Raw genomic sequence first — 8,219 nt, forward strand, 5'->3', positions numbered from 1 at the left:
ATGACAGGGCCCCGTCCCGGTGGGGCGGGGCCCGTTCGCGCGCGGTGCGGCCGCCGCGTCGCGTCCGGTTGCAGGAGGGCATCATGGCAGATGAGGGCGGCGTCGGGGTGATCGACGTGCTGGCGGCCTTGGCCGGCGGCGCCGTGTGGCTGGCCCAGAATATCGGCATGGCCTTCTACAATCTGGCCTACGCGCTGTGGCATCCGCAGCTTTGGCTTGACTGGTCGAATCCGGAAGCGATTTCGCGCGTGGTCTATTACGGCGGCTCGTCGGAACTCTTCTTTGTGCTGTTCTCCGCCTTTCTGGTCATCACGGTCATCGGCATACGGGCCACCGGATTTCTCTGGGGCTGTGTGCGGACGCTGGAAGCCGTCGCCAACACCGTGGGGCGCGTCGCCGCGTGGGCCGGGCTGATCATGGTGATCCAGCAGATCGTCATCGTGTTCATCCAGCGCGTCTTTGCCCGGCCCGAGATCGTGCTGGGCTTCGGCATCCCGCTGGACTTCGACATAAGCTGGTGGGCCGAGGAACTGAAGCTTTACAATGCCATCGTGGTCGCGCTGTGCTGCACCTATACGTTCACCCAAGGCGGCCATGTGCGTGTCGATCTGATCTACGCGCGGGTGCGGCACAGGACGAAAAAGGCGATCGACATGCTGGGCAGTCTGCTGTTCATGATGCCGATGGCGGTGCTGATCTGGTTTTACGGCTGGTTCTTCATGTGGCGGCACCTGATAACGCCGAACCCGTCCGCGTCGAATTCCCTTGAACGGCTGATGCTGCAATCGCGCGCGCTGCGCTGGAATGTCGAGACCATCAGTTTCAGCCCCAACGGCTTCAACGCGTATTTCCTGTTCAAGGTCCTCATGGTGGTGTTCGCCGGGATGATCTTGCTGCAGGCCTGCGCCGTGTTCTGGCGCGCATGGCTGGAATGGCGCGAGGGGCCGGACAGCGCCGGCAAACATCTTGATCGGGACCTGTCCGGCACCGCCGGGACACCCGGCGACGCCACGCAATAAAGGGCCAGCACAACATGCTTTTCGGACTTGATGGCGTCGAGATCGGCCTGATCATCGTCTTCCTGTGCCTCTTCGGCGGCATCCTGTCGGGCTTTCCGGTGGCCTTCGCGATCGGGGGGGCCGGGGTCGTGTCCTTCGCGATCATCGCGGCGCTCGACAGCGCGGGGCTGCTGGTGCATCAGGCGATCGACACCCGCAGCGACGCCTTCGACGCGCTTGTCGCCAGCGGGGTGAACGCCGATACGGTCTCGATCTTCCGCTACCCGGATCTGCCGCGCATCGCCCAGCCGGTGTTCGAACGGGGCTGGGAAATGGCGCTGGACCGCAACCTGTCGTTCATCGCCAACCGCATCAACGAGCGTGTGCTGGCCGGCGCGTCGATCGAGACGCTGCTGGCGGTGCTGATGTTCGTGATGATGGGGATCACGCTGGAACGCTCGAAGATCGCCAATGATCTGCTGACCACGATGGCGCGGGTCTTTGGCCCGCTGCCCGGCGGCCTTGCGGTGTCGGTCGTGGTCGTGGGCGCGTTTCTGGCGGCCTCGACCGGCATCGTCGGTGCCACGGTGGTGACCATGGGCCTGCTTAGCCTGCCCACCATGCTGCGCGCCGGCTATTCGCCGCAGCTTGCCACCGGCGTGATCGCGGCCTCGGGCACGCTGGGGCAGATCATTCCGCCCTCGATCGTGATCGTGCTTTTGGGCACGCTGGCCGGCGATCTTTATTCCGTGGCGCAGGAAAACCGCGCGAACGCCGCGGGTTGCTCGGACGCATTGACCTATCTGGGCGAACCGGCGGTCGTGTCGGTGGGCACCCTCTTTCAGGCGGCCCTGCTGCCGGGGATACTGCTGGCGCTGCTTTATGCGCTTTACGCCTTCGGTTATGCGCTGGTGTACCCGGCACGGGCGCCGGCGGTCCGGCTTGGGGCGGACGCCGGCGGCGAGACTGTCACGCGCGGCGAACGCTTCACCTGGTTTCTCGGGGTGCCCGTGGCATTGATCGCCGGTGTCATGATCCTGTCATCGCTTGGCGCCGTCGGATCGCAGGACCTGTCGGTGGACACGTTCACCGACCGCGGGCAAACCGCGTCCCTGCGCACCAATGTCAGCGAGGATTGCCGGGCATCCATGATCGAGTTGCACGGGCAATCGGCATGGGACAGGGCCGTGGCCGAGCAGTCAGAGATCGACGCCGCGGGCGGGGTCGAGGAAAGCGTGCGCCTCAGCCCCGAAAGGATCGAGGAACTGCGCGCGGAGAAGGCCGCGAACGCCGCCCCCATCGGAACCGGCGTGGCCGTCCTGATGCTGATGCTGGGCCTGACACTGGCCGTGGCGCGCGGCGTGGCCCCGTCGGCCAATCCCGTTCCGCTATTGATCGGCGCCCTAGGGGTTGTGCTGGGGCTGCTGGTCGATGTCGTGCTGATCCGTCCTTCGGCCTCGCCGGGGGTGACGGTCCTGCTGCTGGCGGTGCCGCTGGCGCTGACGCTTTATGGTTGCGCGCACGCCGCGATGCGGCTGGCCCGCAACGACCTGCTGCGCGTGGTCTTCCCGCCGCTCGTGCTGATCGTGGCGGTGCTGGGTTCGATCCTCGGGGGAATCACCAATCCGACACCCGCCGCGGCCCTGGGGGCGGGCGGGGCCATCATGCTGGCCGCGTATCGCAAGCTGCGCGACCAGGACCGTTCGCCAAAGGTCATCCTGATGGCGGCACTGGCAGTCGTGGTCTGCATCCTGATCGGCGTCAATTTCGACCTGCGCATCGTCGATGGTGCCGGGGTCGAGACGTGGCTGGCGTTTCTCGTGGCCTATGCCGCCTATCTGTTTGCGCTGTTCGGCCTGCTTTTCGCATGTTGGGTGCTTTATACCGGCGGCGTGCTGACGCCGGTGGTGCGCGAGACGGCCAAGGTCACCAGCATGGTGTTCACCATCCTCATCGGTTCGCAGTTGCTGAACCTCGTGGTCATCAGCTTCGGCGGCGAGGAGTACATCCAGGATTTTCTGCAAAGCTTTGACAACGAGGTCAAGGTCTTCCTCGTGGTGATGCTGGTCCTGTTCATCCTTGGTTTCGTGCTCGATTTTCTTGAAATCATCTATATCGTCGTGCCGATCGTCGGGCCGGTGATCTATGGCGGCGGATTCGACCCCAAATGGGTGACGATCATGATCGCGGTGAACCTTCAGACCTCGTTCCTGACGCCGCCGTTCGGCTTCGCGCTGTTCTACCTGCGCGGGGTGGCGCCGCCCTCTGTGACGACGGCGCATATATATGCGGGGGTACTGCCCTTCGTCGCGATCCAGGTGGTCGGGCTGTCGATCCTGTGGTTCTTCCCCGGAATCGTGACGATCGTGCCTGCCTTGCTTGCGAATTGAGCCACGCGATGCGCCCGGCACCGGAAGGGTGCCATAACGCGCGCCCGTGCCGCGCCGCCGCGTGACGGACCGCATGTGGCGTCGCCCGGTGCCATGGGACCGCCCCGATGGCTGCGACGACCGGTCGGATATCGGACCGTCACCGGTCGCGTGCCTCTGGTACTTTGGTGCAAGAACGCCTAGTTACCGCACAAACGGAGCATGAGACGAGGCCAGTTGTGAACGAAAGACACCGGGGGCGCACCACGCGCGAGGGGATCCGCATCCATGGGGGCGCGGATTACGCCGGGATGCACGCGGCGGGCAGGCTTGCCGCGACTATTCTTGACGAGATCGCCGATCACGTCTTCGTCGGGCAGACGACGGGGGCCATCGACAAGCTGATCGAGGACAAGGTGACCGAGGCCGGGGCCAAGTCGGCGACCATCGGCTACAAGGGCTACCGCCACGCAAGCTGCATCAGCGTCAATCACGTGGTCTGCCACGGTATCCCCGGCGACAAGGTGCTCAAAGACGGCGATATCCTGAACGTGGATGTCACGGTGATCGTCGATGGCTGGTTCGGCGATACCAGCCGGATGTATGTCGCGGGCCGCCTCGGGCGCAAGGCCGAACGGCTGATCCAGGTGACGCATGATGCGCTGATGACCGGGATCGAGGCCGTGCGCCCCGGCAACAGCTTTGGCGATATCGGCCACGCGATCCAGTCCTATGTCGAATCGCAACGCATGTCCGTGGTGCGCGATTTTTGCGGCCACGGGTTGGGCCGGGTCTTTCACGCGCCCCCCAATGTGCTGCATTACGGGCGCGCGGGCAGCGGCGCGGTGCTTGAAGAGGGCATGTTCTTCACGATAGAGCCGATGGTCAATCTGGGCCGCCCCGAAACCAAGGTGCTGGCCGATGACTGGACCGCCGTCACCCGCGACAAGTCGCTGTCGGCGCAGTTCGAGCATTCCATCGGGGTGACCGCCGACGGCGCAGAGATCTTTACCCTGTCCCCGGCGGGCCTGTTTCACCCGACCTATGCGGTGGACAGCGACGCGCAGACCGACACCGCGAAACCCTAGCGGGCGGCGACCTGTCGGGGACAGGTGCCGGGTAGCGGCGCGACCCTGCTGCGACGGTCGGACATGCGATAGCGATGCGGCCGCGTGGCACTTCGCGCGCGCCCGTCAGGCCCGCACGCCAGAAAAGCGGTCCTGCCAGTCCTCGCGCGCGGCATCGGTGATCTTGGAGAACAGCACCTCCGGCACCTCGAAGGCGTGACCGGGCTTCAGCGTGTCCAGCGCGGCGGGCAGGTCGTAAGGCCAGGTGTCGTCGTCGGTCTTCATTGCCCGCAGTGTCGCGGCGGACGCATCCGGGATGAAGGGCTGCGACAGAACCGCGTAAAGCCGGATCAGGTTCAGACCCAGCCGGATCTGCATCGCCGCCTGCTCGGGGTCGGTCTTGATCGTCGACCAGGGCGCGGCCTCCTGCAGGTACTCGTTGCCCTCGACCCATAGGGCGCGCAGCGCGGCGGCGGCCTTGCGGATCTCCATCGCGTCCATATGCCCCTCATAGGCGTCGATGCGTGACGACAGCCGGTCGATCAACGCCTGTTCGGGGGCGCCAAAGGCCGGCCCGCCGGGCACCTCCTCGCCGAATTTCGAGCGGCAGAACTTGGTCACCCGGCTGACGAAATTGCCCAGAACGTCGGCGAGATCCTTGTTGACGCTGGCCTGGAAATTCTCCCACGTGAACTCGGCATCGGCATTCTCGGGCGCGTGGCTGAGAAGCCACCAGCGCCAGTAATCCGGCGGCAGGATCTCCAGCGCCTGGTCCATGAACACCCCGCGCCCCTGGCTGGTGCTGAACTGGCCGCCATCGTAGTTGAGGTAGTTGAACGACTTGATGTAATCCACCAGCTTCCACGGCTCGCCCGACCCCATCAGCGTGGCCGGGAATGACAGCGTATGGAACGGCACGTTGTCCTTGCCCATGAACTGGGTGTAGCGCACGTCGTCGGCGCCCATGTCGGTGCGCCACCAGCGCTGCCATGCCGCATCGTCCAGCCCGTTCGCCTCGGCCCATTCGGCGCCGCAGGCGATGTACTCGATCGGCGCGTCGAACCAGACATAGAATACCTTGCCGTCCATGCCCGACCACGGAGCGCCCTCGAACTGCACGGGAATGCCCCAGTCGAGGTCGCGGGTGATCCCGCGATCGCGCAGCCCGTCGCCGTCGTTCAGCCACTTCTTGGCGATCGAGGTGGTCAGCACTGGCCAACCCATCTTGGAATCGATCCACTCTTCCAGCGTCTCGCGCATGGTCGATTGGCGCAGGAACAGATGCTTGGTCTCGCGCACCTCCAGATCGGTCGATCCGGAAATTGCGCTGCGCGGCTCCACCAGGTCGACGGGATCAAGCTGGATGGTGCAGTTTTCGCACTGATCGCCGCGCGCCTTCTCGTAGCCGCAATTGGGGCAGGTGCCCTCGATGTAGCGATCGGGCAGAAAACGTCCGTCGGCGTTGGAATAGATCTGGTTCTCGGTCACAACCTCGATCAACCCGGCGGCATGCAGCTTTGCCGCGAGATCCTGGGTCAACCGCCGGTTCTGCGGCGAGGACGAGCGCCCGAAATGATCGAAGCTCAGCCGGAAACCGCGGGCGATCTCGGCCTGCACGCCGTGCATTTCGGCGCAATACTCGGCCACCGGCTTGCCCGCCTTGGCGGCGGCCAGCTCGGCCGGGGTGCCATGCTCGTCGGTGGCGCACAGAAACAGCACCTCGTCGCCGCGTGCCCGGCAGTAACGCGCGTACAGGTCCGCCGGAAGCTGGCTGCCCACGAGGTTGCCGAGATGCTTGATCCCGTTGATATAAGGTATCGCCGAGGTGATCAGATGACGTGCCATCGTGCCTTTACCGCCTTTGTCGCATCGCTGTAATCCGCACCGCGTCTACCTGCCCTGCGGGCAAAGGACCAGAGGGGGCAGACGCGGTCCGCGCCGGTTTGCGGGCCCGCCCGGCCAAAAGCCGTTTGACGGGCAGTCGGCGCGCGGTGTAGCGCAAGCCGTATAGGGTGCCGGTCCCGCACCCGCGGCGGCCGTGCAAGAGGGGGTGCGACGATGTTCAAGGTTCTGGGCGGGGTCTGGGCGCTGCTTCTGGGCATGACCCTGATCATGATCGGCAACGGCATGCAGGCCACGCTGATGGGTGTGCGCGGCGGCATCGAGGGTTTCAGCACGCAGCAGCTGGCCTTCATCACCTCGGCCTATTTCCTCGGCTTCCTTCTGGGCAGCCGGACGACGCCCGATCTCATCCGCCGCGTCGGCCATGTACGCGTCTTCGCGGCGCTTGGCAGTTTCATCTCGGCGGGGCTGATCGCGTTCCCTGTGCTGACCGATCCCTATAGCTGGACGGTGATCCGGGTGATCCTGGGGTTCTGCCTGTCGGGCGTTTACGTCACGGCCGAAAGCTGGCTCAACAACGCCGCCGACAACACCACACGCGGCAAGATCCTGTCGGCCTACATGATCGCCCAGACCCTCGGGATCATCGCGGCGCAGGGGCTGATGAATCTCGGCGACGCGTCGGGGTTCTTCCTGTTCGTGATCCCCTCGATCCTCGTGTCGCTCAGCTTTGCGCCGATCCTTCTGTCGGCCACGCCGACCCCCGCCTTCGAGACGGCCAAGCCGATGACCCTGCGCCGACTCTATCACAGCTCGCCTCTGGCCTTTGTCGGGATGCTGCTTCTGGGCGGGATCTTTGCCGCGCAATACGGCATGGCGTCGGTCTATGGCGCGCAGGCCGGGCTGAACGTGGCGCAGATCAGCGGCTTCGTCGCGGCGATCTTCACCGGCGCGATGGTCTGTCAACTGCCCATCGGCTGGCTGTCGGACCGGATGGATCGCCGCTGGCTGATCCTTGGCGTGGCGCTGATCGGGTCGCTCAGCACAGGGGTGGGGGCCTATCTCGGCGTCGACTTCCGGACGCTGCTGGTGCTGGGGTTCCTGATGGGCGGCATGGCGCTGCCGCTCTACTCGCTCTTCATCGCCTATACCAACGACTTTCTCGAGGTCGAGGACATGGCCGCGGCCTCGGGCGGGCTGGTCTTCGTCTACGGTATCGGCGCGATCTCGGGGCCGTTCGTGATCGGCGAGATGATGGACCGCATCGGGCCCGAGGGGTTCTGGTTCTTCCTGTCGGCCACCTTCGCGGCGACCGTGCTCTACGCGGCGTGGCGGATGACGCGGCGTCCGTCCGTGCCGGTGGACGAGACCGGCGCCTACCTGGGCGTGACCCCGACAGCCTCGCCCGTCGCCGTCGCCGCCGCGCAGGACTGGTACGTCGAGACCGCCGAGTCCGAGGACACCGCCGAAGACCCGCCCCGGACGTGACGCCAGCGCGGCGCCGCGATGCGACCCCCCGTGCTACAGCCCAGGCGCAGTACGTGGCGCCCCCGCCGCAGCGCCACTCGCATGTCCGCTCGTCGCACCAGAGGTGCGTAAGACTTGCATACAGATCGGGGCTAAACCCCGGCGCGGTACGCGGCCGCAGGCCGCAGCGCCATCGCATGTCCGCCCCCCGGACAGGCGATTTGGTGACGCTTGCCCGTCGATTTGGGCTTTTCCGGGGTGGCAGAGATAAAGTGCCCTGAACACCCGTCGGATCGCATGTCCGCGGACATGCGCTGGCGATGTTGTTCCACATTTCCCTTAAGATTTCTGCTTAGGCTCTGGACCCATTGATTTCAGGTGCGCTGCGTGGTTCACGGTACCGAAAACGGAGCGGTGACATGTCTGATCTCTTTTGGCTGAGCGACGCGCAGATGGCGCGTTTGGAGCCCTATTTT

The 8,219-nt window shown here is 65.4% G+C and carries 5 protein-coding genes; 4 read left to right on the top strand and 1 reads right to left on the bottom strand.

Features of this window, described 5'->3' with window-relative positions; translation table 11 throughout:
• The first annotated feature begins 83 nt into the window (after positions 1-83).
• From ACROSR_RS14510 to map, 3 genes are all read left to right on the top strand, one after another.
• Positions 84-1,019, top strand: coding sequence for a TRAP transporter small permease subunit (locus ACROSR_RS14510; protein WP_432686274.1), 936 nt, complete (start codon positions 84-86; stop codon positions 1,017-1,019).
• A 14-nt stretch (positions 1,020-1,033) separates the two neighbouring features.
• A complete protein-coding gene (locus tag ACROSR_RS14515; protein WP_432686276.1) occupies positions 1,034-3,388 on the top strand; it encodes a TRAP transporter large permease in 2,355 nt (784 codons plus the stop codon).
• A gap of 218 nt (positions 3,389-3,606) precedes the next feature.
• The gene (gene map, locus ACROSR_RS14520) at positions 3,607-4,455 is read left to right on the top strand and encodes a type I methionyl aminopeptidase (RefSeq protein ID WP_432686278.1); all 849 of its coding nucleotides are present in this window, start codon (positions 3,607-3,609) and stop codon (positions 4,453-4,455) included.
• 105 nt (positions 4,456-4,560) lie between these two features.
• On the opposite strand, the gene metG is transcribed toward map, so the two are convergent.
• Positions 4,561-6,279: a methionine--tRNA ligase gene (gene metG / locus ACROSR_RS14525; protein WP_432686280.1), complete on the bottom strand. Its 1,719-nt coding sequence runs from the start codon at positions 6,277-6,279 to the stop codon at positions 4,561-4,563.
• 213 nt (positions 6,280-6,492) lie between these two features.
• Here metG and ACROSR_RS14530 point away from each other — a divergent pair, with 213 nt between their 5' ends.
• Complete coding sequence (locus ACROSR_RS14530; protein ID WP_432686282.1) at positions 6,493-7,764, top strand: MFS transporter; 1,272 nt, start codon at positions 6,493-6,495, stop codon at positions 7,762-7,764.
• Positions 7,765-8,219: the final 455 nt, after the last annotated feature.

Source organism: Roseovarius tibetensis (assembly GCF_050896375.1).
Classification (GTDB): Bacteria; Pseudomonadota; Alphaproteobacteria; order Rhodobacterales; family Rhodobacteraceae; genus Roseovarius; species Roseovarius tibetensis.

Bases quoted from the DNA above. Each gene is read 5' to 3' on its own strand.
- ACROSR_RS14530 (WP_432686282.1), top strand. From the start codon at position 6,493: ATGTTCAAGGTTCTGGGCGGGGTCTGGGCGCTGCTTCTGGGCATGACC.
- metG (WP_432686280.1), bottom strand. From the start codon at position 6,279: ATGGCACGTCATCTGATCACCTCGGCGATACCTTATATCAACGGGATC.
- ACROSR_RS14510 (WP_432686274.1), top strand. From the start codon at position 84: ATGGCAGATGAGGGCGGCGTCGGGGTGATCGACGTGCTGGCGGCCTTG.
- ACROSR_RS14515 (WP_432686276.1), top strand. From the start codon at position 1,034: ATGCTTTTCGGACTTGATGGCGTCGAGATCGGCCTGATCATCGTCTTC.